General features: G+C 32.3%; 22 protein-coding genes and 1 pseudogene. 6 read left to right on the top strand and 17 right to left on the bottom strand.

Annotation, left to right across the window (positions count from 1 at the left end; translation table 11 throughout):
* Positions 1-19 precede the first annotated feature (19 nt).
* Positions 20-601, bottom strand: a complete 582-nt coding sequence (locus GQR95_RS14510; protein WP_159024336.1) for a tRNA-(ms[2]io[6]A)-hydroxylase — start codon at positions 599-601, stop codon at positions 20-22.
* Between the two features lie 157 nt (positions 602-758).
* Between GQR95_RS14510 and GQR95_RS16880 the strand changes: the two are divergent.
* Positions 759-993: pseudogene (locus GQR95_RS16880) on the top strand (IS110 family transposase); the annotation flags it as partial.
* A gap of 255 nt (positions 994-1,248) precedes the next feature.
* Positions 1,249-2,220, top strand: coding sequence for an IS110 family transposase (locus GQR95_RS14505; RefSeq protein WP_159023833.1), 972 nt, complete (start codon positions 1,249-1,251; stop codon positions 2,218-2,220).
* Between the two features lie 65 nt (positions 2,221-2,285).
* Here GQR95_RS14505 and GQR95_RS14500 read toward each other — a convergent pair whose 3' ends face one another.
* The 12 genes from GQR95_RS14500 to GQR95_RS14445 all read right to left on the bottom strand — a co-directional run bounded on the left by GQR95_RS14500 (position 2,286) and on the right by GQR95_RS14445 (position 14,734).
* Positions 2,286-3,419, bottom strand: a complete 1,134-nt coding sequence (locus tag GQR95_RS14500; RefSeq protein WP_159023832.1) for a hypothetical protein — start codon at positions 3,417-3,419, stop codon at positions 2,286-2,288.
* A 261-nt stretch (positions 3,420-3,680) separates the two neighbouring features.
* Entirely contained in the window at positions 3,681-4,496 is an 816-nt protein-coding gene (locus GQR95_RS14495) for an anti-sigma factor domain-containing protein (RefSeq protein WP_159023831.1), read from the bottom strand.
* Position 4,497: 1 nt separating this feature from the next.
* Positions 4,498-5,028, bottom strand: a complete 531-nt coding sequence (locus GQR95_RS14490) for an RNA polymerase sigma factor (protein WP_159023830.1) — start codon at positions 5,026-5,028, stop codon at positions 4,498-4,500.
* Positions 5,029-5,122: 94 nt separating this feature from the next.
* Positions 5,123-5,755 carry a YceI family protein gene (locus tag GQR95_RS14485; RefSeq protein ID WP_159023829.1) on the bottom strand — a complete coding sequence of 211 codons (633 nt, stop codon included), beginning with the start codon at positions 5,753-5,755 and terminating at the stop codon, positions 5,123-5,125.
* Between the two features lie 398 nt (positions 5,756-6,153).
* Positions 6,154-6,858, bottom strand: a complete 705-nt coding sequence (locus GQR95_RS14480) for a sulfite exporter TauE/SafE family protein (RefSeq protein ID WP_159023828.1) — start codon at positions 6,856-6,858, stop codon at positions 6,154-6,156.
* A 1-nt stretch (position 6,859) separates the two neighbouring features.
* On the bottom strand, positions 6,860-7,306 hold the full coding sequence (locus tag GQR95_RS14475) for a FixH family protein (protein ID WP_159023827.1): 447 nt from the start codon (positions 7,304-7,306) through the stop codon (positions 6,860-6,862).
* A gap of 20 nt (positions 7,307-7,326) precedes the next feature.
* Positions 7,327-8,751 (bottom strand): cytochrome c oxidase accessory protein CcoG, encoded by a 1,425-nt coding sequence (ccoG, locus tag GQR95_RS14470; RefSeq protein ID WP_159023826.1) that lies wholly within the window; start codon positions 8,749-8,751, stop codon positions 7,327-7,329.
* 35 nt (positions 8,752-8,786) lie between these two features.
* A complete protein-coding gene (locus tag GQR95_RS14465) occupies positions 8,787-9,680 on the bottom strand; it encodes a cbb3-type cytochrome c oxidase N-terminal domain-containing protein (RefSeq protein ID WP_159023825.1) in 894 nt (297 codons plus the stop codon).
* A complete protein-coding gene (locus GQR95_RS14460; protein WP_159023824.1) occupies positions 9,677-9,874 on the bottom strand; it encodes a CcoQ/FixQ family Cbb3-type cytochrome c oxidase assembly chaperone in 198 nt (65 codons plus the stop codon). The genes GQR95_RS14465 and GQR95_RS14460 overlap by 4 nt, the downstream gene beginning before the upstream one ends.
* A 15-nt stretch (positions 9,875-9,889) precedes the next feature.
* Positions 9,890-12,070, bottom strand: a complete 2,181-nt coding sequence (ccoN, locus tag GQR95_RS14455; RefSeq protein WP_159023823.1) for a cytochrome-c oxidase, cbb3-type subunit I — start codon at positions 12,068-12,070, stop codon at positions 9,890-9,892.
* A gap of 8 nt (positions 12,071-12,078) precedes the next feature.
* Positions 12,079-12,273, bottom strand: a complete 195-nt coding sequence (ccoS, locus tag GQR95_RS14450) for a cbb3-type cytochrome oxidase assembly protein CcoS (protein ID WP_159023822.1) — start codon at positions 12,271-12,273, stop codon at positions 12,079-12,081.
* Between the two features lie 73 nt (positions 12,274-12,346).
* Positions 12,347-14,734, bottom strand: a complete 2,388-nt coding sequence (locus GQR95_RS14445; protein ID WP_159023821.1) for a heavy metal translocating P-type ATPase metal-binding domain-containing protein — start codon at positions 14,732-14,734, stop codon at positions 12,347-12,349.
* A 95-nt stretch (positions 14,735-14,829) separates the two neighbouring features.
* On the opposite strand from GQR95_RS14445, the gene GQR95_RS14440 reads away from it, so the two are divergent.
* The 3 genes from GQR95_RS14440 to GQR95_RS14430 all read left to right on the top strand — a co-directional run bounded on the left by GQR95_RS14440 (position 14,830) and on the right by GQR95_RS14430 (position 18,309).
* Complete coding sequence (locus GQR95_RS14440) at positions 14,830-15,507, top strand: Crp/Fnr family transcriptional regulator (RefSeq protein ID WP_159023820.1); 678 nt, start codon at positions 14,830-14,832, stop codon at positions 15,505-15,507.
* Positions 15,508-15,637: 130 nt separating this feature from the next.
* The gene (locus GQR95_RS14435) at positions 15,638-16,762 is read left to right on the top strand and encodes a VWA domain-containing protein (protein ID WP_159023819.1); all 1,125 of its coding nucleotides are present in this window, start codon (positions 15,638-15,640) and stop codon (positions 16,760-16,762) included.
* 80 nt (positions 16,763-16,842) lie between these two features.
* The gene (locus GQR95_RS14430; protein ID WP_159023818.1) at positions 16,843-18,309 is read left to right on the top strand and encodes a sigma 54-interacting transcriptional regulator; all 1,467 of its coding nucleotides are present in this window, start codon (positions 16,843-16,845) and stop codon (positions 18,307-18,309) included.
* A 174-nt stretch (positions 18,310-18,483) separates the two neighbouring features.
* Here the strand turns inward: GQR95_RS14430 and GQR95_RS14425 are convergent, their stop codons facing one another.
* The 4 genes from GQR95_RS14425 to GQR95_RS14410 all read right to left on the bottom strand — a co-directional run bounded on the left by GQR95_RS14425 (position 18,484) and on the right by GQR95_RS14410 (position 24,219).
* Positions 18,484-18,981, bottom strand: a complete 498-nt coding sequence (locus tag GQR95_RS14425) for a GNAT family N-acetyltransferase (RefSeq protein ID WP_159023817.1) — start codon at positions 18,979-18,981, stop codon at positions 18,484-18,486.
* Positions 18,982-18,991: 10 nt separating this feature from the next.
* Positions 18,992-20,566 carry a M1 family metallopeptidase gene (locus tag GQR95_RS14420; RefSeq protein ID WP_159024335.1) on the bottom strand — a complete coding sequence of 525 codons (1,575 nt, stop codon included), beginning with the start codon at positions 20,564-20,566 and terminating at the stop codon, positions 18,992-18,994.
* Positions 20,567-20,647: 81 nt separating this feature from the next.
* The gene (locus GQR95_RS14415) at positions 20,648-21,940 is read right to left on the bottom strand and encodes a M28 family metallopeptidase (RefSeq protein WP_159024334.1); all 1,293 of its coding nucleotides are present in this window, start codon (positions 21,938-21,940) and stop codon (positions 20,648-20,650) included.
* A gap of 68 nt (positions 21,941-22,008) precedes the next feature.
* Complete coding sequence (locus GQR95_RS14410) at positions 22,009-24,219, bottom strand: bifunctional alpha,alpha-trehalose-phosphate synthase (UDP-forming)/trehalose-phosphatase (protein WP_159023816.1); 2,211 nt, start codon at positions 24,217-24,219, stop codon at positions 22,009-22,011.
* Positions 24,220-24,299: 80 nt separating this feature from the next.
* Between GQR95_RS14410 and GQR95_RS14405 the strand changes: the two genes are divergently transcribed.
* Positions 24,300-26,114, top strand: a complete 1,815-nt coding sequence (locus GQR95_RS14405) for a glycoside hydrolase family 15 protein (RefSeq protein ID WP_159023815.1) — start codon at positions 24,300-24,302, stop codon at positions 26,112-26,114.
* The last annotated feature ends 87 nt before the right edge of the window (positions 26,115-26,201 follow it).

Here is a 26,201-nt window from a genome sequence, read left to right as displayed (position 1 = left end):
TATTTTAATATGAATGAGTTTAGCCGTGTATGGTTTCATTTTTACCGTAACTTTTTATTAATTCACCTTCAAAAGAAACGAGTTCTTGCCAGCGTTTATCAACATCAATTCCTTTTCCATATTGTCTTGCAAATGTGATAAATGTGGTGTAATGTCCTGCTTCACTAATCATTAAATCGTGATAAAATTTAGATAATTCTTCGTCTTTAATGCGTTCAGATAATAATTTGAAGCGTTCACAACTTCGTGCTTCTATCATTGCCGAAAACAATAAACGATCTACAAAAATTTGCTGCCTATTACCTCCTTTATTCATGAATTTATAAAGTTGGTTAACATAGTGGTCTTTACGCTCTCGACCTAAAGTGTAACCTCGTTTTTTAATGATATTGTGTACCATTTGAAAGTGTTCTAACTCTTCCTTAGCGAGCTCTAATAATGCAGTAACAAGCTCTTGGTGTTCACTATTATTTGTAATAATTGTAATGGCATTTGTAGCTGCTTTTTGCTCACACCAAGCGTGATCGGTAAGTATTTCTTCAATATTACTTTCTACGATAGTAACCCAGCGAGGATCTGTTTCTAGTTTTAGGTGGAGCATGCTCATGGTTTACTGTTTTTTTTGTAAAGATAATTATAATAGACTTAATTGTAAATTTAAGATACCTATCATGCTAATAAAAAGTAATTTTAAGAATGTTATTTTTCTAAACTACTGTTATTATTTCATTTTCTAATAATTTAGTTTTTAGTGTTTTATTAGTAAAATAGGTAATCAAAAGCTTCGGAATTTATTATTTATGTGCAGTTTTAATGCTTGTAAGTATAACTATGCTTGCAAAGCAATATACGACCGATTAGTTGCCAAAGGAAAGCGTAAAAAATTAGCATTAATAGCCGTGTGTAATACCCTTACTAAAACAGGCTTTTGCCATAGCTAAATCAGGATTAACCTATGATAATAATTATAGAAGTGTTTTAGTGGAAAATTAATGCCTTTTTACTTGTTTTTACCACAGTACTTCTTAAGTTAGCATTATAATAAAAAAGACTAATTTAAACCTATAAAAGAGAAAGCACAAAAGAGAGGAATAAGGTTATTATATACGCAGAGACTATAGATCTCGTCAACATTGAAAATCCCCTCTCTTTTTCTACACAGATTTCGTACAGTTCTATGAGGCTTTAAGACCTCGATTTTAAGTCGTTGAAACTCGCGTAGCTAGTACTTTCAAATACTATATTGTTATGAATAAAGATATTAAATATTTTGGAATTGACATCAGTCATTTAGTTTTTGATGTTACGGATTCTGAAGGGAAATATTACCAGTTTAAAAACAACCCTATGGGCTTTAAAAAGTTCTTAAAACTGTTAGATGCTAATAGTCATTGTGTCATGGAAGCCACAGGTTATTATCATTACCAATTAGCCTATTATTTACAAGAAGAAGGCGTTAAGGTTTCCGTAGAGAACCCATTAGCAGTAAAACGTTTTATACAAATGAAGTTGTCAAAAATCAAGACAGATAAAAGTGACTCTAAGTTGATTTGTGAGTATGCCAAACATGTAGAATTAAAGCTTTGGAAAGGAAATTCAAAGCATCAATTAGAATGCCTTCAGATGACCAGACTCCTTTCTGTGTATACAAAGCAGAGCACTATGTTGAAAAATAAATTACATGGAGAAGCTGTTTTAGGGCATCCAAGTAAAGTTGTTGTAAGTTCTTTAAAACGTAACATGAAACAGGTTCAGAAAGAGATGAAAATGATAGAAGATAAATTGTTAGTTTTAGTAAAAGAAGTACATCAAGGTGTTTTAACACGCTTAAAAACTATTCCAGGAATTGGTCCAAAAACATCTCTAATGTTGGTGGTTTTAACGGATGGATTTGATCGTTTTACAAGTGGTAGTGAATTATGCAGTTATGCCGGATTAACCCCTGTAATACGACAAAGTGGAAGTAGTGTAAAAGGACTCCCTCGAATCAGTAAAATAGGTAATCAAAAGCTTCGGAATTTATTATTTATGTGCAGTTTTAATGCCTGTAAGTATAACTATGCTTGCAAAGCAATATACGACCGATTAGTTGCAAAAGGAAAGAGTAAAAAATTAGCATTAATAGCCGTGTGTAATAAGCTTCTAAAACAGGCTTTTGCCATAGCGAAATCAGGATTAACCTATGATAATAATTATAGAAGTGTTTTAGTAGAAAATTAATGAGTTTTTACTTGTTTTTTACCACAGTACTTTGTTGGCAACTGGCTTTATTCTTTACAATGTTTTTATAATGCTTCTAAAACCATCCAATTATCATCTCCAAGCGAGACAGCTTTTTTAAAATCTGCACAAATTTTAGTCAATTCCGATTCTGGAATGTCAATTTCTTTTGAAGCGATTATTTCGATGTCTTTTGATTTTGATAAAGTTCGACTATTTCCCAGCTCGTATTTTCTTAAAATTGCAAAAGCTCGATTGGAATATGCATTGGTAAAATAAGGCTCAATTTCGAGGGTTTTGTTAAAGTCAATAATAGCCTCGTCAAATTGAAAATTATTTAATTTCATAGTTCCTCTTGCAAAATATCCTTCTGCCCAATTTGAGTCTAATTCTAAAGCTTTATCTAGTTTTTTTATTGCTCCTTTATGGTTTACTTGTTTGTACAATTCTTGTGATTCGTTGTAAAGTTTGAAAAGCTTATTGTTTATTTTGTCTTTTTGATAAACTCCATTTTTATATATGTTTTTTCCTTTTTTATTTCCTGTTGAATAATAAGAAACAGATTCTCCATCCATTTTTCCATTTTCGTTAAATGTAGTTCTCTGTTTTAATTGTCCATTTGGATGATACATTTCCCAAACTCCAATTTCTTTTCCGTTCTTAAAACTCCCTTTTTGCATTAAGGTTCCATCTTCGTAAAATCTTTTTTCAAGTCCGTTTGAAATTCCATTCTCGTATTCAATTTCGTCCGATATATTTCCGTTTGTGTGGTAGAGAATACGTTTGCCTTTTAATTTTCCGTTAAATAGAATTCCTTCTCCTTGTTTTTTACCAATTAGGTAATAGTCCATAAATTTTCCTGAATATGCTGATGAACTATTTCTTAGATACCAAGCACCATTTTTTTTGGTCATTAATTTGGTTGTCGGAATTGCTTTAATACTATCAGGCCTTTTTACATATTCCTTTGTGAAAACATAAATAATTCCGTCCAAATCTTTGTAACCAGACGATTCCATTACTTTTTTGTCTTTTACGACAACAACATTATCAATTTGGTTTTCTGTTAAAGTTCCAAAACCTTCTTTTGGTTCTTCGATAATTGGGATTGAATCAACTACGTAAAGAACATTTTCATTTTGTCCAAAGCCAATTATTGACGATAAAGTTAATAGTAAAATCAGTATTTTGTTTTTCATTCGAATGTTTCTTCAGCTTGTTGCCAACATCCGGATAAACTAAAGTTTGTAGTGTATATACAATTTACATATTATACTGAAATTTAAGGGTGTTAACTTAAAAAAAATAACTAATATGTAGTTGTAAAAACGAATTAATTAGTTGTTCTGGTTTTAATTAATTTGAAGGGAATAATGTAATACAACAAAAAAACAGCCCAGAATAAAGCGTTTTAATCTTGTTCTGGGCTGTTATTATATATATTGGAAGCTCTGTTTTTTTTAAGACACAGATGCTACGGTACCTAAGGTGTAAAGTTGTTCTAGAGTAGGAGAGGTGCTTCCGCCAGCAGGCTCTAATGTAATTCCAAAGGCTTCAGATGCATTTGCATTTTTCATAGCAAAAATCTTACTATCGTCTGATGTGAAATCATCTAAAGTTCCTAAACTTGTAGGTGTTAAAGGGTTTAAAGTTAAAGACCATACTTGGTATACTTTGCCTTCTGGAGGTTCCGGTAAGCCTTGTACATCTAGGTAAATACTGTTTTCAGACTTGTCCCAATATACTTTTGCATAAGCTTCTGGGGCAACTGTTTGTCCGCCAAGCGGAATGGCTAATAGGTCTTTATCTCTTAAAATAGTGATTAAACTTTTTGCTTGTTTTAAATCAGAGTCGGCGATTTCTATTTGTTGTTCTAGAAATTCGTTATCTATTTGTGAAACACTAATTTTAGATTGTAATTCTGAGTTTTCTTGTATAGACCATAGTAGTCCAGCTCCCAATATAACGGCGGCAGCCCAACCTGTAAAAGATAACCAACTGCTTCTAAGTTTTTCGGCTTTCAGTTTTACAACCTTGGTTTCTTTTTCTGTTTTAGTACTAATTTTTTCTGTAATCTTATTAAAGTCTAAAACCGTATTTTTTGGTGCTGTGGCTTCTGTAAGTTTTAATATTGCAGCTTCAATTTGTAAGACTTCATTTAAAACTTCAGGATGTTTTTGCATAACGTCGTACACTTCTTTGTTTTCTTCATCAGAAAGCGCACCTGCAACGTACAATTCTAAAACACCAGAATTTATGTAGTTATTTATATCCATATTAGTTAAGTACTATATTGCGTAATTCGTTAATACAATTTCTATTTCTAGTTTTAATTGTCCCTATAGGCATGTCTAGAGTTTCTGAGGCTTCTTTTTGTGTATATCCTTTAAAGTATAGTAATTCTATAACATCAATACATTTCTTTGCCAGTTTACTTACAAACTTTCCAATACCAATGGCATCGGTTTTATCGTTTAAGCTATCTCCATGCTCTAATATATCTACGAAAAATTGAGCATCAAGGTTTTGCTTTTTATTCTTAAAAGATTTAGACCTGGTTTTGTCTATAGCAGCGTTGCGTGCAATATTTAAAATCCAAGTAAAAAAACGTCCTTTATCTGTAGAATAGGTGTCTGCTTTATGCCACGCTTTAATAAAAACGTCTTGCATAATTTCTTCAGCAATATCTTGATCTCTAACAATATTAAAAATAACGCCATGAATGTTTTTGGAGTACATATTGTATAATGTTTCAAAAGCTTTCTCGTCTTTTTTCTTAAATTGTTCAATAAGGGTGTCTAACTGCATATAGTTGTTTGTAATGGCTGAAAGTAGTTAAATTTTTCGACAAAAAAAAAGCTGCATAGTGCAGCTTTTTATATTTATAAAGATAAAATAGATTTTATTGTTCTCTTAAATACGTGTCCATTTTAATTCCTACTTCATCCCATGTTTTACTTACGCCATCTGCACCAGTATGTAAAACTTTACAAGCTTCGTGTAATGTACCTAAAGCATCTAGAGCATTCCATTCTTTTAATTGCATAACACCGGTAAGAGAAACACGTCTGTCTTCTGTAACTGTGTATGCTAGAGGTAAGTCGTGAGTTTCTCCATTCATAGTTATTGTAGCAATAGCTTCTGTTGGAGATGTCGTTTTTAAAGTTCCTTTTAAGAACTCTGTGTCTGCCATAACATTAAAAAAGAATTTTTGCAATTTAGTATCTCTTAAAGAGTCTTTAGAGAAAATACTGCTTACAGGAATAGAAAATGATACTCCGTTTAATGCTTCTTGTACAGAGGCACCAGAATGCGCATCGAAATTTAAAGTTGTAAAAACACCAGATACGGGCGTTTTAGCAGTTGTTTTATAAGCTGTCCAGTTTACAGTTGTACCTTCTGGTTTAATTACAAATTGTTCTGTTTTTTCAACCGGAGCTACTGTTTCTGTTGTAGGTGTTTCTTTTTTGTCTGATTTACAGCTTGTAGTTAAAGCTAATGCAAATACAGCCATAAGAATTGTTACTCTTTTCATGATAGATATTTTTTGTTATTATTTCGAATTTCTAAATTACAGAATATTTAATAAAATTCAAATCCTAGTCAAAGGTAATGCAAAATTAGACTTTAGGGTTAGAATGAAACCATGTTTTACCTTATAGAAATGTTAAAAAATTTAGTTAAACAGTAGTGTTTTGTTTTTTAGTTTAGAAAGCTTTAACAGTTGATGTTAAATAAAGTGTAAAGTTGAAACACAAGTTTGTGTAGCACTTAGTAAGCGCTTACATTTACAGTAATAAATAGTTAGTTAGTTTTTTTTCAAAACAATTCTATTATAATTTTGGTTGGTTATAAAATAGAATTAAAAAGTTTGTTAGTTAATTTTTAGTTTAAGAAGGGAGTTATTTTACATGTTAAAATAGGTCCCTTTTTTTATTCTGCACATTCCATGGTGCTTTCTACTTTGTCTGTATTCATTTTAGGAGACATATAAGGAATACCTAAACCAAGTCCTCTAATAATAAATAGAATACCTATTATAATAACAAAAACGGGAATTAATTTCTGTACACGTTTTTTTGCTAAACTGCTTAGCATGTTTCCAAAATATATAGCTGTTGTCATGAGCGGAATAGTTCCTAACCCAAACAAAAACATATACAAACTACCTTGTAACGGGTGTGCAGTTGCAATAGAAGATAATACGGCCATATAGACCAATCCGCAAGGTAAAAATCCATTTAAAAAGCCAATAGTAAGAAAGGTGTCTGCTGTTTTTTTTTGAAGTGCAACACCCATTCCTTTTTTTACTTTTGAAATAATTTTGAATATAGGTTTAGAAAAATTGTATTTACTGAACGTTTTATAGGGGAGAAGTACAATAACAATTAGTAAAACACCTATAATTATTGAAAGTTTTTGCTGAAGTCCAAATACATATAAACCTTTACCTAGAAAACCAAAAACAAGCCCAATAATACTATAGGCTAGAAGTCGTCCAAAGTGATACGTAAATATCTGACTAAATTTTTTAAGTGAATTAGTTCTGTCTACAGGAAGCATAAATGCAATAGGACCGCACATACCTACGCAATGAAAACTTCCTAATAGGCCAAATATAAAGGCTGAAATAAGCATTTTAGTATACTAGAGATTTCTTATAAAGATAACTGGTATCGTTATTTTTCCAATCTATAGTTAAATCCCAGCGCCCATTAACCAATTTATCTTTTGGAATTAATAAGGTGTGATTGCTTAGGGTTATTGGTAAATCAAAATCTAGAGTTTTATTAGAAGGTCTGTATAAAGATACTGTTCCGCTAATTTCAGATACATTCATAGCGTTTGGAAACTGTATAAGAATACCATTATCTGTATGCGACCAAGTTACATTCTTATCTAATTTTAAAGCATTTTCTTCTTTATTAATATCACTTTGAAGTGTGAGCTCCTTCTTATAATAATCGTCTACTACCATATCGTGGTGGTATTCTTTATCGGTCATCATATTTATTACTAAATATAAGATGAATGTAATAAAACAACCAAAAGCAATAACAATTCCTGTTCCCCAATTTATTCTCATAACATTATATGCTTTAAGTATTATTTATAGCTTCTAGGTCCTAAAAAGCTAACGGTTGTCGTTTCGATTAATTTATCGTGACTATAAACCTCTAATTTTAATTTATTTTTATCTCCTTTTAAGTCGGATTGTTTAATCTCGATAAACAATGTACCTTCTGCTAAACCTTGTCCAGGTACAACAAAATTATCTGTTGCAGAGACTAGTTTTAATTCTCCAGGATAACCAACTAATTTAAAAGTAACATCTTCAATATCATCATTAGTCTTGTTTATCAATTTATAGGTAAACACATTACTAATAACGTTATTTTCTTTGTGTTCGTATAGTTGTCCAGGAAGTCTTAAAACTGTAGCTTCTAAATCGTTTCTTGTAAATAGCATTGCGCCCCAAACAAGTAACAAAACAACTAAAACTGCAGTATAAGCTTTTAAACGCGTATTGAATTTAAATTTTTCTTTCTTTTCAATTTCGTCTTCACTAGCATATCTAATTAAGCCTTTAGGTAATCCAACACTATCCATAATAGTATCGCATTCGTCTATACAAGCTGTACAGTTAATACATTCTAATTGTGTACCGTTTCTAATATCTATTCCGGTAGGGCAGACGTTAACACATTGTTTACAGTCTATACAGTCTCCGTTACCAAGTGCTTCACGGTCTTCGTTTTTACGGAATTTTTTTCTTCCATTTTCACCTTCACCACGTTTGTGGTCGTAGGCAACAATAATAGATTTATCGTCTAATAAAACACCTTGAAGTCTTCCGTAAGGACAAGCTATAATACATACTTGTTCTCTAAACCAAGTAAAAATAAAGTAGAAAACAGCGGTAAAAATGGCTAGTGGTATTAATGTTCCAATATGATTTGCTGGGCCTTCTTTTATGTAAGATAAAACCTCGTCTCCTCCAATTAAATAGGCTAGAAATACATTGGCGATAAAGAATGAAATTAAAATAAATAAAAACCATTTTAAAAGGCGTTTTCTTATTTTTTCTGCATCCCAAGATTGACGTTCTAAACGTAATTGTTTACCACGGTCTCCGTCTATCCAGTATTCTATACGTCTGAAAACCATTTCCATAAAAATAGTTTGCGGACAAATCCAACCACAAAAGATACGACCAAAAGCGACCGTAAATAGTGTTATAAATACCACACCAATTAAAAGCGACACTACAAAGAGTTTAAAATCTTGTGGCCAGAATGGAAATCCAAAAATATTAAAACGACGTTCTAATACATTAAACATTAAAAATTGATTACCGTTAATTTTTATAAACGGAGATGCAATTAAAATGATTAATAAAAAATAACTAACTAATTTACGCTTATCGTAATACTTACCACTAGGTTTTTTAGGATGTACCCATGCACGTTTTCCGTCTTCAGTTATTGTACCAATAGTATCTCGAAATACTTCTTGCTTTGGCGTTTCCATTATTTTATGTGGTTATGTAAAATTTTATTTGTTATTTATTCAGCAATTTCTTCTGCTACCCAAATAATGTCACCTTGTGGATCTTTTGGTTTTGCAGGAGTTGTGCCTTGTAAGCTTAAAACATAACTAGCAACTTGTGCTATTTGTGCTGGTTTTAAACTTTGTTTCCAAGCAATCATTCCTTTTCCGTCTCGTCCTCCTTCGCTAACAGTATGGAATACATTTTTAATACCTCCTCCTAAAATCCAGTGATCATCGGTAAGGTTTGGTCCAATACCACCTCCACCATCTGCCATGTGACAGGCAACACAGTTTGCTTGAAACGTTGCTTTACCAGCATTAATGTCTGAAGCATCGGTTAATAAGGTTACGGTATTTACATCAACTAAATCTTTAGCTGTTCTTTTGTATTCTTCAATTGCAATTTTTGCATCTGCAAGTTCTGTGTTATATTCATCTATTTGGTTATCACCATTAAAAACTTCATATTTAAAAAGGTAACCTATAGCAAATATAATAGACATAATAAATGCATATTTCCACCATGGCGGAAGTGAATTGTCTAATTCGTGAATACCATCGTAATCATGGTCTAAAATAATTTCACTTTCCTGAGTCAGCGGTTTTTGTCCTAACGACTTAATATAAGTGTCTTTTAGCCATTGAATAAATTTAGGCGTCTTGTCTCTATTTGCAATGTATCTTGCTTTTCCTTCTTCATCTAAACTTTGGAATAATATATTGTCTAAGGCACTTACAATACCTTCAATAGACATAATTACAACTAAAACCAAAATTAAAAACACCAATACTATTGGGTATTTTATAAAAGCAGGCTCGTTTCCTGAATCTACAAAGTATTCAACTAATCCCGCTATTAAAAAGAATAGGACGGGTACTCTAATGTATGATGGAATGTGTTTTCTCATAATGTGGTTTCGTTTTGGTGGTGGTTATCTTTGTCTAAAGGAAGATCGCTTACAGAGTCTATGTATTCTTTTTTAGCGGTAAGAACCCACCAAAATAGGACAACAAAAAATCCGAAGAATATTAGTAATGACAGTATTGGGTATATTTCTATACCCGCAATACTATCCATATAATTTTTTACGAAGCTTAACATGATTAAATAATTTATTTATTCTACTTCTTTTACTTTAATGTCTGTTCCTAATCGTTGTAAGTAAGCAATAAGAGCTACTATTTCACGATTTTTCATTTCAACAAAATCACTACCACTTTCTGCAGCCGATTTTTTGTCGTTTTCGTACGTTTCAGCAAAATCAGGATCACTATATAAGTTTTTCTCAATAGTAGTTCCTTGTTCTAGCATACTTTGTTGTGCATTAGCTATTTCTTCTTCAGAATAAGGTACGCCTAAAGCGACCATAACTTTCATTTTTTTCTCTGTTTCAGATTTATCTAATTTATCTCTAACAATCCATTTATAAGAAGGCATGATAGAACCACTTGATGTACTTTGTGGATCGTACATATGGTTTAAGTGCCAGTTATCTGAATATTTACCTCCAATACGGTGTAAATCTGGACCAGTACGTTTACTTCCCCAAAGGAATGGGTGATCGTATACATATTCTCCTGCTTTAGAGTATTCTCCGTAACGTTCTACCTCACTTCTAAAAGGTCTAATCATTTGCGAGTGACAACTCACACAACCTTCTCTTATGTAAATATCACGACCTTCAAGCTCTAATGGTGAATAAGGTTTTACACTACTTATTGTTGGGATGTTAGATTTAATCATTATAGTAGGTACAATTTGAATTATACCTCCAATTAAAATTGCGATAGTTGCTAAAATTGTTAATTGAATTGGTTTACGTTCTAACCAAGTATGGAAACCTTCTCCTGCTACACGTCTTTTAGAAACACGCTCTAATGCAGGTGCTTCTGCTAATTCGTCTGTTACAGCAGATCCATGTTTTATCGTTACAATTATGTTATATACCAATACAAGTAAACCTGTTAAGTATAAAGTACCACCTACAGCACGCATGGCATACATAGGGATAATTTCTGTTACTGTTTCTAGGAAGTTACCGTAAACAAGTGTACCATCTGGATTAAATTGTTTCCACATACTTGCTTGTAAAAATCCAGCAACATATAAAGGAAGCGCATACATTACAATACCTAAAGTACCTATCCAGAAGTGTATGTTTGCTAGTTTTATAGAGTATAATTTTGTTTTAAATAATCTTGGAACTAACCAATAAATCATACCAAAGGTTAAGAATCCGTTCCATGCTAATGCACCAACGTGAACGTGAGCAATAATCCAATCGGTAAAGTGACCAACAGCATTTACACTTTTAAGAGATAAAAGTGGTCCTTCAAAAGTAGCCATACCATATCCGGTAATCGCTACAACCATGAATTTTAAAACAGGGTCTGTTCTTACTTTGTCCCATGCACCTCTTAAAGTTAATAATCCGTTTATCATACCACCCCAAGACGGCATTAATAACATGATTGAAAAGGCAACACCTAAGTTTTGTGCCCATTCTGGTAATGCAGAGTATAATAAATGGTGAGGTCCAGCCCAGATATAAATAAAGATTAAAGACCAAAAGTGAACAATAGATAATTTATAAGAATATACTGGTCTGTTCGCTGCTTTAGGAACAAAGTAGTACATTAATCCTAAGAAAGGTGTTGTTAAAAAGAATGCTACGGCATTGTGTCCGTACCACCATTGTACTAAGGCATCTTGCACACCTGCGTAAACAGAGTAACTTTTTAAGAAACTTACTGGTAAAGCTAAACTATTAAAAATATGTAGTACAGCTACGGTAACAAAGGTTGCTAAGTAAAACCAAATAGCTACATATAAGTGACGTTGTCTACGTTTTAAAAGTGTTGCAATTAAATTCCATCCAAAAATAACCCAAACTACTGCAATAGCAATATCTATAGGCCATTCTAATTCTGCATATTCTTTAGTAGATGTATATCCTAAAGGAAGTGTAATTGCGGCAGACACAATAATAAGTTGCCAACCCCAAAAGTTAATATTACTTAATACATCACTTGCCATTCTGGCTTTAAGAAGACGCTGCGAGGAATAATAAACACCTGCAAATATGGCATTACCAACAAAAGCAAAAATAACAGCATTGGTATGTAAAGGTCTTAATCGACCAAAACTTAACCAAGAGATACCTTCGGTTAGGTTAGGGAATAGGAAGAAGTAGGCTAATAGCAGACCTACAGCCATTCCAATTACACCCCAAAAAATGGTTGCATAAATGAATTTTTTAACGATTTTATTATCGTAGTAGAATTGTTGTATTTCCATAGTGAGAGTTAATTATTCTTTTTTGTTAGTATGGTTTTCTTTTTGGTTGTTTCTTCTTTAATTAATTCATCTTCAAACAGCATGCGTACAGAGGGCGTGTAGCTATCGTCGTATTGTCCGCTTTTTACAGCAAAAATAAATGCAATAAAAAACACTAACGCTACAATTACACTAACTCCTAGTAATATATAAATAACACTCATTGCTGTTTAATTAATTGGTAAATGTAAATGGGTTCTTGTATTCAAAATATGACTTTTATCATGTTTTAATTATCTAAACTAATTTTCTCCCAGCCCAGTTAGAAGCAATGGTTGTAAATACCACAATACTAATAGAACTTAAAGGCATTAATATGGCAGCGATAACCGGCGCAAGTTGCCCTGTTATAGCAAAGTAGAGCCCTATTATGTTGTATAATAAAGATAGTATAAAACTCCATTTTATTATCCTTATTGCTGTTTTTGATGCTATTAAGAATTGTTCTAATTTACGGAAAACAGAGGCATCCATTATACCGTCACAAGCAGGAGAGAATATATTTATGTTTTCAGACAAGGCAATTCCTACTTCGCTTTGTGCTAAAGCTCCAGAATCGTTTAATCCATCTCCAAGCATTAATACTTTAGCGCCTTCTGTTTGATGGTATTTTATGTACTCTAATTTGTCCTGAGGTTTTTGATTAAATAGCAATTTTGTTTTTGTAGGAAGTATCTTTTTTAAGTTATTAAGTTCGCCTTCGTTATCTCCTGAAAGAATAGCTAAATCGTAATGTTTTTTTAATTCATTAAAAAGTTTAGAAAGTCCGGTTCTGTAGCTATTGTAAAATGTAAATTTTCCCTTGTAATCATTATTACTACTTATGTGTACGCTAGTTTGTAACGATTTTATTAATTCTGTTTTACCAACAAAATTAGCAGATCCTACTTTTATATTATTTTCTCGTAATGATGCTTGTACACCTTGCCCGATATGTTCTTCAAAAGAATCTAATGTCACAATATCATTTGCTTTTAAAATATCGTAAAGTGTTCTGCTTAACGGGTGGTTAGACCCTCGAAGTGTGTTTTTTAGCAAACGTTCTTCAGCTGTTGTTAACGGAACACCATCATAAGTTGCGGTACTTTTTTTATTAGATGTAATTGTTCCTGTTTTATCAAAAATAATAGTGTTTATAGTCGCTAATTGTTCAATAACACTTGCGTTTTTTAAATAGAATTTATGCTTTCCAAAAATACGTAGCATATTTCCAAAGGTAAAAGGAGCAGCTAAAGCTAAGGCACAAGGACAAGCAATAATAAGAACGGCAGTAAACACATTCATAGCTTTACTAGAATCGTAAAACAACCAAAATATGGTAGAAAGTACTGCAATGCTTAAAATAGAAACTGTAAATCGTTTACTTATGGTATTTGTTAAATTTACAAAAGCTTCCTCTTTGTTTTTGTTGAAGATATCGTGACTCCAAAGTTGTGTGAGGTAGCTTTGTTTTACTTCTTTTAAAGCTTCCATTTCTATGCTTCCGGACGTTTGTTTTCCTCCAGCAAATAATTTGTCTCCAGAATTTTTTTCGATGGCTTCAGATTCTCCTGTTACAAAACTATAATCAATAGAGGCATGTCCGTTAATTAAAATACCATCTACAGGAATTAATTCTTCATTACGAATAAGTAAACGGTCTCCTTTTTTAATATCGTAAATTTGTATTGGAATTTCTTCGGTTTCAGATACAATTTTAGTTACAGCAATAGGAAAGTACGATTTGTAATCGCGCTCGAAGGATAAAAAAGAATATGTTTTTTGCTGAAAAAATTTTCCTAACAATAAAAAGAAAACAAGTCCTGTTAAACTATCAAAGAATCCTTGTCCCATATCTAATGTAATTTCTATGGTGCTTCTAATAAATAGCACAAGAATACCTATGGTTATGGGAACATCTATATTCAATATTTTTGCACGTAGGCCTTTAAAAGCCGAAATAAAATAATCTTGGGCGGCATAAAATACTACAGGAAGCGAAAAGGCAAACATAAGCCACCTAAAAACGGGCTTATATTGGTTTAGCCAAAACTCATTAACTTCAAAATATTCCGGGAACGATAGAAACATAACATTTCCAAAAGCAAATCCGGCAATTCCTAATTTGTAAATCATAGAACGGTTTATATGCTTTTTACCGTCACTATAATCATCTAAACTAATATAAGGTTCATAACCAATGGTGCTTAAAAGCAGTACGACATCTTTTAAAGAAGTCGTTTCAGATTGGTACGTTATACGAACTGTTTTTTTATTAAAATTAACTTGAGAGCTTGTAATTTCTGGATTTAATTTATGTAAATTTTCTAAAATCCAAATACAAGAACTACAGTGAATATGCGGAATATACAACGTAGCAATCTGTATAGATTCATCATTAAACTCTAAAAGTTTTTCTAGAATCTGAGCATCTTTTAAAAAATCGAACTTCCCTTCATTAATTTTAGGGATGGCTCCAGGGGATTTTTGAAGATCGTAGTATGCAGTAAGATTGCTTTCAGAAAAAATTTCATAAACCGTTTTACAACCATTACAGCAAAAAGACTTTTCGTCGAAGATAATCTCAGTATCGTCACAGCTATTACCGCAATGGTAGCATATCTTGTTTTCCGAAATTTCACTCATCTTTTTTATTGTCCAAAGGTTTAAAATAGGGGCTTACAAAAATATGATATTTGTCATGGTTTCACTACTTTTGTTACTAATTAAATTTTTTAAGGATGAGTGATTGCGAACAATGCATGGTGAGGAAGCTTAGTGCTTTAAAAATGTTGAAGGGAGAAGAGATTAAAAATATTTCTAGTTGTAAGGTAACTAAGCAAATTAAAAAAGGCGAAGTTATTTTTAAAGAAGGAGATATGCTTAATGGTGTGTATTGTATAGGTTCGGGGGTTTGTAAATTAACTAAATTAACAGAGAAAGGTAAAGATCAAGTTGTTAAACTCGTTATAAAAGGAGAACTTCTTGGGCAGCGTTCCGTAATTATTAACCAAACAGCTAATTTAACAGCAACAGCGTTAAATGATATGGACGTTTGTTTTATTCCGAAACAGGAGATTTTACAAGATTTATTAAAAAATAGCGAATTCTCTTTTAGCGTCTTAAAGCGTATGGCTACAGATTTAAAAGAAGCAGAGATTACTATTGTAAATATGGCTCAGAAATCTGTTAGAAAACGTTTAGCAGAAATTATTTTGTATTTATATGATAATTTTGGTGTAGATGAAAGTAAACATTTAAAGGTAACTTTATCTCGAGACGATTTTGCAAGTATTGTAGGTACAGCAACAGAATCTGTAATTAGAACGCTATCTCAGTTTAAAAAAGAAGGTTTAATTAAAACTTCAGGAAAGAAAATTGAAATAATGAAATACGAAGAATTGGAATTGATGGAGTAATTATAATTTGTCCTAATTTTTTAAAAAGATAAAGTTGAATGGTTGTAAAATGCTATTCAACTTTTTTTTAGTTATAAAGTTATGTGAAAGCGCAAAGATTTATCTCTTTAATTACTATTTTTATAACGCTATGAAAAAGAACATTCACAAAAAAGGCTTTGTATTTCAGGTTTTTGAGGCGGAAAATAAATCGCCATTCGATACCCTTTTTGAAATATTTAAAGAACTAATTACACATACTTCTGGAGATTTTGACGAAGCCATAAGTTGGCTGCGTGACCTAGATAAAGAATATAAGTTAACAACCGCAGAATATACTATAGACGATTTTATTGAAGATCTTAAAAAGAAAGGGTATATAAAAGACGAAATTGATGAAGATGGTAGCGGCGGAACAAAAATTACTGCAAAAACAGAGCGTGCTATCAGGCAACAAGCTTTAAACAATATTTTTGGTAAACTAAAACGAAACGGTTCTGGAGGCCATAAAAGTAAATCTCTGGGAACAGGAGATGAGCATACTGGAGAATTTAGAAGCTATCAATTTGGAGATGCTTTAGATAAAGTATCGATTACAGAAAGCTTAAAAAACGCACAAATTAATCATGGTATAGGAAATTTTAATCTTACCGAAGATGATTTGGTGGTCGAAGAAACACTTCATAAATCACAAATGAGTACAGTACTCATGATAGATATTAGTCATAGTATGATTCTCTATGGCGAAGACCGTATTACACCCGCTAAAAAAGTAGCCATGGCTTTAGCCGAATTAATTACGACGCGCTATCCAAAAGACACGTTAGATATTCTAGTTTTCGGAAACGATGCTTGGCTTATCGAGATTAAAGATTTACCATATTTAAAAGTAGGGCCCTATCATACAAATACAGTAGCTGGATTGCAGTTGGCTATGGATGTGTTACGAAGAAAACGACATACCAATAAACAAATTTTCATGATTACAGACGGTAAACCAAGTTGCTTGCGTATGCCAGACGGACAGTATTATAAAAATAGTATGGGCTTAGACGAATTTATTGTAAATAAATGCTACGATTCTGCACAACAGGCAAGGCGATTACACATTCCAATTACCACATTTATGATTGCAAAAGATCCCTATCTAACTCAGTTTGTACGCGAATTTACAAAAGCAAATCAAGGGAAAGCATTTTACACAGGATTAAAAGGTCTGGGAGAAATGATTTTTGAAGATTATGAAACCAATAGAAAAAAACGAATTAAAGGGTAAACCATTAAAATAAAGAGAAACAAGATAAAGTAATAAATTATTTTTTGAATCTCTAATTACTTTTTAAAAAACAAGCAGATATGAAAATTGAAAATATAAAAACATTAGGCGCTTTAAAAGCTTCAGGATATAAGAGTAAGTCTATAAAAGATGAATTACGAGATAATTTAATTAAAAGATTAAAGCATAGCGAAGTTACATTTGAAGGCGTTTATGGTTACGAAAACACTGTAATTCCAGAGTTAGAACGCGCCATTTTATCTAGACATAATATTAATTTACTTGGATTACGCGGACAAGCAAAAACACGTTTAGCACGTTTAATGGTAAATTTGTTAGACGATTATATTCCCGTTGTAGAAGGTTCTGAAATTAATGATGATCCGTTACAACCTATTTCTAGATTTGCAACAGAATTAATTGCAGAAAAAGGAGATGATACGCCAATTACTTGGTTGCCAAAAAAAGAACGTTTTGCAGAAAAATTAGCGACTCCAGATGTAACAGTAGCCGATCTTATAGGAGATGTAGACCCCATTAAAGCTGCGCATTTAAAACTGAGTTATGCAGACGATCGTGTAATACATTATGGGATGATTCCTAGGGCAAACCGATGTATTTTTGTAATTAACGAATTACCAGATTTACAAGCCAGAATTCAAGTGGCACTTTTTAATATTCTTCAAGAAGGTGATATTCAAATTCGTGGTTTTAAGTTGAGACTGCCTTTAGATATTCAGTTTGTGTTTACTGCAAACCCAGAAGATTACACAAACCGTGGTAGTATTGTAACGCCGTTAAAAGATAGAATTGGATCGCAAATTATTACGCATTATCCAATGGATATTGAAACGGCTAAAAAAATAACAGCCCAAGAAGCGAAGTTAAATGCACATCAAACAGAAAGTGTTGCCATTCCTGAATTAGTAAAAGATATTTTAGAACAAATTGTTTTTGAAGCTAGAGACAGTGAATATATCGATGCGAAAAGTGGTGTAAGTGCACGTTTAGGAATTTCGGCTTTAGAGAACTTAGTAAGTACAGCAGAACGTAGAGCATTAATTTCTGGTGATGATAAAACGACAATAAGATTAAGTGATTTTGTAGGTATTATTCCTGCAATTACAGGAAAAGTAGAATTGGTTTACGAAGGTGAACAAGAAGGTGCTTCTGTAGTTGCTTTTAATTTAATTGGTGATGCCATACAAACATTATTCCCTAAGTTTTTTCCGAAGATTGAAAAATTAGTAAAACAAGATGAAGAATCTCCTTATGATGATATTGTGTCTTGGTTCTTTAATAACTCTGATGGTTTTGAATTGTTAGACGATTTAGATGAAGAAACATATAAAGCAACCTTAGATGCTATTACACCATTAGAAGATTTAATCAATACATATCAGTCAGGTTTAAACGAGAATGAACACTATATAGTAAAAGAGTTTGTGCTTTGGGGATTAGTTCAATTTAATAAATTAAGTAAATATCGTTTTACGGAAGGTATTCAGTTTAAAGATCCTTATGGTAGTTATATTAGTGGGCTATAAATAAAATAATCAGATGTATAAACATAAAAAAATGCCACCTTTTTTAAGGTGGCGTTTTTTGTTTGAAGGATTCAACACATAAACGCAACATTGCGTTTTTAGCTATAAATAGACTAAACTTTCAATTAAATATATAAACCTATATTAATTATAGCCGTTATTGAATCTGTTTTTTTATTTCAGAAGTAATTGAAGAAACTTTAAATCTAACCATTTGTCAAATTTAAATCCAACTTCTTTAAATGTTCCAATTTCTTTAAATCCGAATTTTTTATGAAACTCAACACTTCCCTCATTAGAACTGTCAACTCCAGCTATCATGGTGTGATATTTCTGCTCTTTTGCTAATTCAATTAATTTAGATAATAGTTGTTTTCCTATTCCAATTCCTCTTGAATTGTTATTAACATAAATAGAGTGTTCAATACTAAATAGATAAGCATCCCAAGGTCTAAAAATGCCATAAGTTCCGAAACCGATTACTCCATTTTCATTTTCAGCAATTAAAACGGGCATTTTATCAGCCTCTTTTTGTTTAAACCATTTAAGTTGTTGCTCAAAAGTTCTTTCTTTGTAATCATAAAGCACTGTTGAATTTAAGATTTCGTAATTCAGAATATCTAAAATATCATTTACGTCTTTTTCTTCTGCTTCTCGGATTTTTAGTTTCATTTTTTAATTACTACAACTTTTTATATTCAACATAAAAATCAGGATCTATCTCTAATGCTTTAGAGGCTACAGTTTGTGTTTTCCATGCTGTAGTAGGATGTATCCATTGTTCTTTTCCATCTAAAGTAATTTGAATTGGCATCTCAAACCCCGAAACAATATTTGTCCAATGGTATTTAAACTTGTCCTTTTCAAATTTATATTCTAAAGTAGGTACTCGAATATCTCTTAAATACTGATTAAAAAATGCAGTTAAATCTATGCCAGTTGATTCACTTAAATAGTCTTCAATCTGTTTTGTGTTTACGGTTTGATGATAGAATGTTTTATTCATGCCACGTAAAATTTGTCTCCATTTTTCATCATCTTGTATTAACTGGCGTAGGGTATGTAGCATGTTTGCTCCCTTGTAGTACATATCGCCAGAACCTTCACTATTTACGCCATAAACGCCAATAATTGGTTTGTTGTTTAGTATAGATTTACGTGTTCCTATTACGTACTCTGCGGCAGCTTCTTTACCGTAATAATAATCTAAAAATAAGTTTTCAGAATAGGCTGTAAAACTTTCGTGAATCCACATATCTGCAATGTCAATATCTGTAATATTATTGGCAAACCATTCGTGACCAGATTCATGAACAATAATAAAGTCAAATTTTAATCCCCAACCTGTTCCAGACAAATCACGTCCTAAATATCCGTTTTCAAATTTATTACCATACGTTACAGAACTTTGGTGTTCCATACCTAAATAAGGCACTTCAACCAGTTTATAACCATCTTCGTAAAAGGGATAAGGCCCAAACCAATGTTCGAAAGCTTTCATCATTTTAGGAGCGTCTTTAAACTGTTTTTTTGCTTTTTTAAGATTATCGCGTAATACATAGTAATTCATGTCTAAAGGCCCTTTTTCTCCAGGATAAACTTCAGAAAAATGAACATAATCTCCAATATTTACGTTTACACCATAATTGTTAATTGGGTTTTTAACCGACCAAGTATATGTTTTTCTTCCATCACTTAACGTTTTTGTATCTGTAAGTCTTCCGTTAGAAACATCCATTAAATTTTTTGGAGTCGTTACACTAATATCCATACTGTCTACTTCGTCGTACATGTGGTCTTTACAAGGCCACCAAACGCTTGCACCCAAACCTTGACAAGATGTGGCTATAAAATCATTTCCTTTATCATCTTTTTTCCAAGAAAAACCACCGTCCCAAGGTGCTTTAATAGCAACTTTGGGGTTACCTTCATAATAAACGTCTATTGCATTTACAGCGCCTTTGCGTTGTGTTTTAGTAAGTGTTATAAAATGTGCATTTCCGTCATCAATTACTTGTAATATTTTACCGTCTTGGGTTACTTTAGTGATTTTTAAAGAATCTTGTAAATCTATTTGTAAGACATTTTTAGGTTCTAAAACGGTATATTGAATGGTGTTTTTTCCTGAAATATATTTGTTTTCGGGTTTTACCTCAATATTTAAATGATAATAGGTTAAATCCCACCAAGCACGTTCTGGAGTAATGCTACCACGAAGTGTATCTTGATGTGTAAAAATCTTTTTGTCTGATAACATTTGACTAAATGCAGAAGTAGACAAACATAAAAGGATAAGAATTAGGATGTTATTTTTTTTCAAAATTGAAATTTTATTAATTTATTTTTTTATGATTGCATTTGGGAAAACAACAGGGCTTTCAAAACCATTCTCATTTATTGAAGCGACTCCAAAATAGAAATTGTCAATTACAATACCATCTAATGTGAACTCTGTAACATTTCCTACAGGTCTGCTATAATCCCAAGTAGGCGAAGTTGTATCTCTCCAATATATCTTGTAACCAACGGCACCATCAACAGGATTCCATTTTAGTTTTGCTGCGGCTTCAACAATTCCTCCAATGGCAACGGTAGTTGGAGCAGGGGCCGAATTTGCTAAAGATGCAAGGTTAATAGCATTTACAGAGGTTAACTTTTTTGTGTAATCAAAATTTACATGTTCAAAAGTGTCTCCATAAGTAATGCCATTTTCTATACGTACATCTTGATGTTGTTGTGTGTAGTTTTCATGAGCTTCCATGATACGGATTCCTGCAAAACCTAAATCGTTAAACGGACGATGATGGCCGCCTCTTCCAAAACGATCTAGTCTGTAAATCATCATAGGATTCATTTCTGGCATATATGTTTTTGTGGTTTTGTAAATGTATCTGGCTAACTGGCGAGATACACCATCGACTTCACCACCATAAAAACGACGCATTTTACGTTGTTTTTCTGTTTCTGTAGGCGGAACAGGTTCTGAAAAAATGCGAAATGATCTGTTATCAATCACACCATCTACACCTTCAATATTACCAATCATGTCGTTATTAAACACACCTACAATATCCCAATTATTGGCTTTGGCATAAGCCGCAAAGCCTGCACCACCAAATAAACCTTGTTCTTCTCCGGAAAGTCCTAAATAGACAATGCTACTTTCAAATTGATATTGAGATAATACACGAGCAGCTTCAATAGTTCCAGCCATACCAGAAGCATTGTCGTTTGCTCCTGGAGCATCTGTTGTAAAATCCATAGTATCGCTAGCACGAGAATCTATATCTCCAGTCATAATAATATAACGATTAGGATATTTTGTCCCTTTTTGCACCGCAACTACATTTACAACCCAAGCATCGTGTGGTACTCTAGAATTTCCTTCTTTTTTTACAAAATCTTTCTGATAAAAAACGTTAAGGCAAGAATTACACGTGCTAGAAATAGCATTGAATTCATTTTTAATCCAACGTCTCGCAGCACCAATACCTCGTGTGTTAGAAACCGTATCACTAAACGTGTTACGTGTGCCAAACTCGGTAAGTGTTTTTACATCTTGTTTGATGCGTTTTGCAGATACAGCATCTATAATATTATAAATTTGCTGATGATTTTGAGCAGACAACATAAAACTGCTTAGGCCTAAAAAGACACATAAGTATAAACGATACTTCATAGATTAATTTGAAATTGAATTTAAGATTTAGTAAAAGTATTTAATAATTCGCGGACTTCTGCAGTGTTTTTAACATGATATTTTGCACTTGTTTTCTTAAATCCAACTTTTACAGTATATGCAGAATCTGGTAATTCTTCAAACATATATTCGTCTGTCCAATCGTCTCCAATAGCAAACATAAAATCGTAATTATCTTGTGTTAATAGACGAGACGCTGCACGACCTTTATTTACATTACTACTTTTTATTTCGGTGACTTTGTTTCCTTTTAAAACAGTAAGACCATGGTTTTCTATTAAACTATTTAAAACGGTATTGAGTTCTATTGTTCTGGTTTGCGCTAATTCGGGATCGGTTTTTCTATAATGCCAAGCAAGAGAATATTTTTTCTTTTCAATAAAAGTACCAGGCGTTCTGTCTACAAATGTTTCTAGAACAGGAAGTATATTTTCCATCCAGTCGTTTTTAAGGTGTTCTAGCATCATCCAATCTTTGCCTTGTTCTTTTAGCCAAACACCGTGGTCTGTAACTAAAGTATAGTCTTTTCCGGCAAACCAATCTTCGAATGTTTCGCGATCTCTTCCGCTAATAATAACAAGTTTTACACCTTCTACAGCGTTTATTTTATCTAATAACTCAAATAACTCTGCATCTGGTCTACAATCTTTCGGGTTATCTTTAAAACCAACAAGTGTCCCATCAAAATCTAATAAAACAAGTTTCTTTTTCGCACTGCTAAAAGCTTCAGAAATATTATTTTTTAATGTTTTATTTAAGCGTTTAGAGATAAATACATCTTCCTTCTCTTTAGTAGATTCTAATGCTTTTAAAAATTCTTTGGCCCATTTTTCAACACTATAGCGTTCTAAGCGTTCTTGAAGAATTTTAATTCGTGTTTGTTGTTCTTCAATTGGCATTTCAATAGCTTGCTTAATGGTGTCTGCTATTTGGTCAAAATTATTAGGGTTTATTAATAGTGCTTCATTCATTTCTTTAGAAGCACCAGTCATTTCACTTAAAATAAGTACACCGTCTTGATTGGTACGTGTTGCAACATATTCTTTCGCTACTAAATTCATCCCATCGCGTATTGGAGTAATTAATGCGATGTCTGAAGTGGTGTATAAATCGATTAGATTTTCGAACGGCATAGAACGATAAAAATACCAAATTGGTGTCCAACTTACGGTTGAAAACTCTCCGTTTATTCGTCCGACCAATTCATCTGTGTCGCGTTTTAATTTCTGGTATTGAGGTACGTTAGAACGTGAAGGCACAGCTAATAAAATTAATCTTACTTTTTCCTTAAATTCTGGGTACTTGTTTAAGAAATATTCGAAAGCTTTTAAGCGATTAGGAATTCCTTTTGTATAATCTAAGCGATCTATTGAAAGTATAATTTTAGCATCGGAATCCGATTTTATATGTTCGTCTAAACGGCGTTGTAATTCTGAACGTTCTTTTTTTTGTTGTGTATCGTTAACTAGGGCTGCATTATAGAATTTATTATAATCAATTCCCATAGGAAAAGAATCTACAGTAACCGTACGGTCTAAATAATCTATATTATTAAAACTCACTTCAAGTCTTAAAATTCGTTTTATTGAGCTTAAGAAATGACGCTCATAATCGTAAGTATGGAATCCAATTAAATCGGCTCCAAGCATTCCTTCTAATAATTCTTCACGCCAAGGGAATGTTCTAAAAATTTCGAACGAAGGAAAAGGAATATGTAGAAAGAATCCTATAGAAATATTTGGTTTTTTATCGCGAATTAATTTTGGTAATAATAGTAACTGATAATCGTGTACCCAAACTGTGTCTCCATCATTAACATTTTCTAGAATAACATCGGCAAATTTCTGATTAACCTCTTTGTATGATTCCCATTCAGAGCGTTCAAATGAGGTGTATTCCATAAAATAATGGAACAAAGGCCAGAGTGTTTTGTTACTAAAACCAAGATAGAAATTATCTACATCTTCGGTCGTTAAAGGTACTGTGACACATTTTTCTTTAGTTACAGCTTCTTTTACTTCTTTTTCTAATTCTGGAGTTAGTTCATCTTCTGTTAATCCAGACCAACCCACCCAGATACCATTACCTTCGGCGTGTACAGATTTCATTCCTGTGGCTAAACCTCCAATACTTGGTTTAATTTCTAGTTTAGAATTTTCTAATTTTACTTGTAAAGGGAGTCTATTTGAGACTATAATAGTCTTATTCATGGAGTTCAATTTTGATTAGCAATAAGTTTTTCGTTAATTTAAAGAAAAATTGGTTGTTAACCATATAAAATGAAGATTTAATGAATAATTTAGATTATGGAATTATAGGGAATTGCCGAAGCGCTGCACTTATCTCAAAAATAGGAACTATAGAATGGTGCTGTTTACCAGAATTCGATTCTAGTTCGGTTTTTGCAAAAATATTAGATGAAAATATTGGAGGTCATTTTGGTATTAAAGTAGACGAAAGTTATACTGTTACACAAAGTTATTTGAATAAAACAGCGATTTTAGTAACTTCATTTAGTAATGGAACAGATGCCTTCGATATTATGGATTTTATGCCTAGATATCACAAGACGTCAGGAGGTTATCAGTCGCCTCCAGAAATTATTCGATTTATAAAATATAAAACAGGGACTCCAAAATTTATAGCAGATTATAATCCAAAATTAGAATATGCTTTAGGAGAAACGAATACCTATGTGAAATCAGATTTTATTGTTAGTTTAACTAATAAAGAAAAGTTTGATACACTATTTATGTACACAGATTTAGATAAAGATGCTGTTGTAAATGGAACAGAAATAGAACTTACTAAAGATGCTTATTTCTTAATCGGGTACAATGAAAAGATCTTTAAACCAGACGTTCACAAAGCATATATAGAGTATGAACGTACCAAAGTATACTGGTTAAATTGGATGGATAGTACGCCTTCTTATGAGCGTTATAATGCGGAAATTGCTAGAAGTGCCATTACATTAAAACTTTTAACTTACGATAAAACAGGAGCGGTTTTAGCTGCAGCAACAACATCTTTACCAGAAACAATTGGAGAAGTGCGTAACTGGGATTATCGTTTTTGTTGGATTAGAGATGCATCAATGGTTGTGAAAGTGGTATCGCATTTAGGACATAAAAATATTGCCAAGCGTTATTTAAAATTTATTATTGATTTAATTCCTGATAAAGATGAGAAGCTCCAAATCATGTACGGAATTAATAAAGAGAAAAAATTAACAGAGGAAACTTTAGATCATTTAAGTGGTTATAAAGGCTCTAAACCAGTTCGTGTTGGGAATGCTGCTTACGAGCAACGACAAAATGATATCTATGGTATTTTGATGGATGTTATCCACCAACAATTAGTTAATTTTAGTACAGACATAGAAAACGGTGAAGAAATTTGGACAATAACTAAAGGTATTGTTTGGGTGGTTAACAAACACTGGAAAGAAGCAGATAAAGGAATTTGGGAGTTTAGAACAGAAGAACGTCATTTTACTTTTTCAAAAGTGTTATGTTGGGTTGCTATTGATAAAGCAATTAAGGTTGCAGAAATTTTAGGAAAAACAGCTAAGGCAGAGAAATGGAGACCGCTTGAGCAAGAGATTAAAGCAGATATCATGACGAATGCTTGGAATGAAAAAGTACAAGCCTTTACACAATCTTATGGTTCAGACGATTTAGATGCTTCGGTTTTATTAATGGAACCTTACGGTTTTATTGATGCTAAGAATCCTAAATACGTAAATACTGTAAAAGGGATTGAGCGTGATTTAAGTAATGATGGTTTATTATACCGTTATAAAAATAAAGATGATTTTGGATTGCCTTCATCATCATTTACCATTTGTACATTCTGGTTTATAAATAGTTTGTATAAGATAGGAGAGGAGCAAAAAGCAAAAGCATTGTTCGATCAATTATTAACTTACAGCAATCACTTAGGGTTGTTTAGTGAAGATGTAGATTTTGAAACAAAACGTTTGTTAGGGAATTTCCCACAAGCATATTCACATTTGGCTTTAATTGAAACCGCAATTAATTTATCTAATGTTACTGAAGAAGAAAAAGTTATTGAATGTATGCGTGAAAAACAAAATCAATAGTATAAAATAAGTTAAAATTTAAAAGGCCAATTCTAAACTTAGAATTGGCCTTTTTTATAATAAAAATAGAATTAGTCACACATTATT

The organism is Formosa sp. L2A11, from assembly GCF_009796865.1.
Classification (GTDB): domain Bacteria; phylum Bacteroidota; class Bacteroidia; order Flavobacteriales; family Flavobacteriaceae; genus Formosa.
Note: the sequence above shows the minus strand (reverse complement) of the source record. Positions and strands in the feature narration are given on the sequence as shown.

Bases quoted from the DNA above. Each gene is read 5' to 3' on its own strand.
- GQR95_RS14510 (WP_159024336.1), bottom strand. From the start codon at position 601: ATGCTCCACCTAAAACTAGAAACAGATCCTCGCTGGGTTACTATCGTA.
- GQR95_RS14505 (WP_159023833.1), top strand. From the start codon at position 1,249: ATGAATAAAGATATTAAATATTTTGGAATTGACATCAGTCATTTAGTT.
- GQR95_RS14500 (WP_159023832.1), bottom strand. From the start codon at position 3,419: ATGAAAAACAAAATACTGATTTTACTATTAACTTTATCGTCAATAATT.
- GQR95_RS14495 (WP_159023831.1), bottom strand. From the start codon at position 4,496: ATGGATATAAATAACTACATAAATTCTGGTGTTTTAGAATTGTACGTT.
- GQR95_RS14490 (WP_159023830.1), bottom strand. From the start codon at position 5,028: ATGCAGTTAGACACCCTTATTGAACAATTTAAGAAAAAAGACGAGAAA.
- GQR95_RS14485 (WP_159023829.1), bottom strand. From the start codon at position 5,755: ATGAAAAGAGTAACAATTCTTATGGCTGTATTTGCATTAGCTTTAACT.
- GQR95_RS14480 (WP_159023828.1), bottom strand. From the start codon at position 6,858: ATGCTTATTTCAGCCTTTATATTTGGCCTATTAGGAAGTTTTCATTGC.
- GQR95_RS14475 (WP_159023827.1), bottom strand. From the start codon at position 7,306: ATGAGAATAAATTGGGGAACAGGAATTGTTATTGCTTTTGGTTGTTTT.
- ccoG (WP_159023826.1), bottom strand. From the start codon at position 8,751: ATGGAAACGCCAAAGCAAGAAGTATTTCGAGATACTATTGGTACAATA.
- GQR95_RS14465 (WP_159023825.1), bottom strand. From the start codon at position 9,680: ATGAGAAAACACATTCCATCATACATTAGAGTACCCGTCCTATTCTTT.
- GQR95_RS14460 (WP_159023824.1), bottom strand. From the start codon at position 9,874: ATGTTAAGCTTCGTAAAAAATTATATGGATAGTATTGCGGGTATAGAA.
- ccoN (WP_159023823.1), bottom strand. From the start codon at position 12,070: ATGGAAATACAACAATTCTACTACGATAATAAAATCGTTAAAAAATTC.
- ccoS (WP_159023822.1), bottom strand. From the start codon at position 12,273: ATGAGTGTTATTTATATATTACTAGGAGTTAGTGTAATTGTAGCGTTA.
- GQR95_RS14445 (WP_159023821.1), bottom strand. From the start codon at position 14,734: ATGAGTGAAATTTCGGAAAACAAGATATGCTACCATTGCGGTAATAGC.
- GQR95_RS14440 (WP_159023820.1), top strand. From the start codon at position 14,830: ATGAGTGATTGCGAACAATGCATGGTGAGGAAGCTTAGTGCTTTAAAA.
- GQR95_RS14435 (WP_159023819.1), top strand. From the start codon at position 15,638: ATGAAAAAGAACATTCACAAAAAAGGCTTTGTATTTCAGGTTTTTGAG.
- GQR95_RS14430 (WP_159023818.1), top strand. From the start codon at position 16,843: ATGAAAATTGAAAATATAAAAACATTAGGCGCTTTAAAAGCTTCAGGA.
- GQR95_RS14425 (WP_159023817.1), bottom strand. From the start codon at position 18,981: ATGAAACTAAAAATCCGAGAAGCAGAAGAAAAAGACGTAAATGATATT.
- GQR95_RS14420 (WP_159024335.1), bottom strand. From the start codon at position 20,566: ATGTTATCAGACAAAAAGATTTTTACACATCAAGATACACTTCGTGGT.
- GQR95_RS14415 (WP_159024334.1), bottom strand. From the start codon at position 21,940: ATGTTGTCTGCTCAAAATCATCAGCAAATTTATAATATTATAGATGCT.
- GQR95_RS14410 (WP_159023816.1), bottom strand. From the start codon at position 24,219: ATGAATAAGACTATTATAGTCTCAAATAGACTCCCTTTACAAGTAAAA.
- GQR95_RS14405 (WP_159023815.1), top strand. From the start codon at position 24,300: ATGAATAATTTAGATTATGGAATTATAGGGAATTGCCGAAGCGCTGCA.